Below are 1,698 nucleotides of genomic sequence, written 5' to 3'. Positions count from 1 at the left end.
TCGCCCAGTTCCTGGTTGATCATGGCTTCGATCAGGGTGGTGATGCCGTTCTTCTGGTCTTCCACGGCCTGGTTCAGCGCATCGGTCAACTCGTCCATGGTGCGGGCGACGACGCCTTTCAGGCCACAGGCGTTGGCGATGCCGGCGTAGGACACTTGCTGGTCCAGCTCGGTGCCGACGAAGTTGTCGTCAAACCACAGGGTCGAGTTCCGCTTTTCCGCACCCCACTGGTAGTTGCGGAAGACCACTTGGGTCACGGCGGGCCATTCCTCGCGGCCGATGGCGGTCAGCTCGGTCACGGCGATGCCAAAAGCGCCGTCGCCCGAGAAGCCTACAACCGGCACGTCCGGGCAGCCGATCTTGGCGCCAACAACAGCCGGCAGACCATAGCCACAGGGGCCAAACAGGCCGGGGGCCAGGTACTTGCGGCCATCCTCGAACGACGGGTAGGCGTTACCGATCGCGCAGTTGTTGCCGATATCGGACGAGATGATCGCCTCTTTCGGCAGCGCCTGCTGGATCGCGCGCCATGCCATGCGGGGGCTCATCCAGTCGGGCTTGTCTGCGCGCGCACGTTCGTTCCAGGTGGTGCCCGGATCGTCGTCCTCGTGGGTCATTTCGGTCAGCTGCTGGGCCCAGGCGGATTTCTTCTGCGCGATGCGGGCTTTGCGTTCGTCGCGGCCTGCGTCACCGGCGGTGTCCGACAGCTGTGCCAGGATGCCTTCGGCCACTTTGGCCGCGTCACCGATGATGCCAACCGATACTTTCTTGGTCAGGCCAATGCGGTCCGGGTTGATGTCGACCTGGATGATCTTGGCGTCTGCAGGCCAGTATTCCATGCCATAGCCGGGCAGGGTCGAGAACGGGTTCAGGCGGGTGCCGAGGCACAGAACAACGTCTGCTTCCTTGATCAGCTCCATACCGGCTTTCGAGCCGTTATAGCCCAGAGGCCCTGCAAACAGTGGGTGCGAGCCGGGGAAGGCGTCGTTGTGCTGGTAGCCAACGCAAACCGGTGCGTCCAGACGTTCGGCCAGCGCTTTCGAGGCTTCGATGCCGCCTTTCGACAGAACCACGCCCGCGCCGTTCAGGATCACCGGGTTCTTGGCGTCCGAGATCAGCTTGGCGGCTTCGGCCACGGCCTCTGCACCGCCCGCGGGGCGTTCAAACTCAACAATCGCCGGCAGGTCGATGTCGACGATCTGGGTGAACATGTCACGCGGGATGTTCAGCTGCGCAGGCGCCGAGGAGCGCTTGGCGTTCATGATCACGCGGCTCAGAACTTCGGCAACACGCGACGGGTCGCGCACTTCTTCCTGATAGCAAACGCAGTCGGCGAACATGCGCATCTGTTCCATTTCCTGGAAGCCACCCTGACCGATGGTCTTGTTGGCGGCCTGCGGGGTCACCAAGAGCAGCGGGGTGTGGTTCCAGTAGGCGGTTTTGACGGCGGTCACGAAGTTGGTGATGCCCGGGCCGTTCTGCGCGATCATCATCGACATCTTGCCGGTCGCACGGGTGTAGCCGTCGGCCATCATGCCGCCCGACCCTTCATGCGCGCAGTCCCAGAAGGTGATGCCCGCATCCGGGAAAATGTCCGAAATCGGCATCATCGCCGACCCGATAATACCAAACGCATGCTCAATCCCATGCATCTGAAGCACTTTTACGAACGCTTCTTCCGTGGTCATCTTCATTGTG

1 protein-coding gene is annotated in these 1,698 nt (G+C 62.4%); it reads right to left on the bottom strand.

Annotated elements, in window-relative coordinates:
* A partial coding sequence (xsc, locus tag G0Q00_RS00010; protein ID WP_163035371.1) for a sulfoacetaldehyde acetyltransferase occupies nucleotides 1-1,694 on the bottom strand: 1,694 nt, incomplete at its 3' end.
* Nucleotides 1,695-1,698 lie beyond the last annotated feature (4 nt).

It is taken from the genome of Aliiroseovarius sp. PrR006 (assembly GCF_010500215.1).
In the GTDB taxonomy this organism is placed as follows: Bacteria; Pseudomonadota; Alphaproteobacteria; order Rhodobacterales; family Rhodobacteraceae; genus Aliiroseovarius.
The sequence above is the reverse complement of the archived record's forward strand: the minus strand, read 5'-3'. Positions and strand labels throughout refer to the sequence as shown.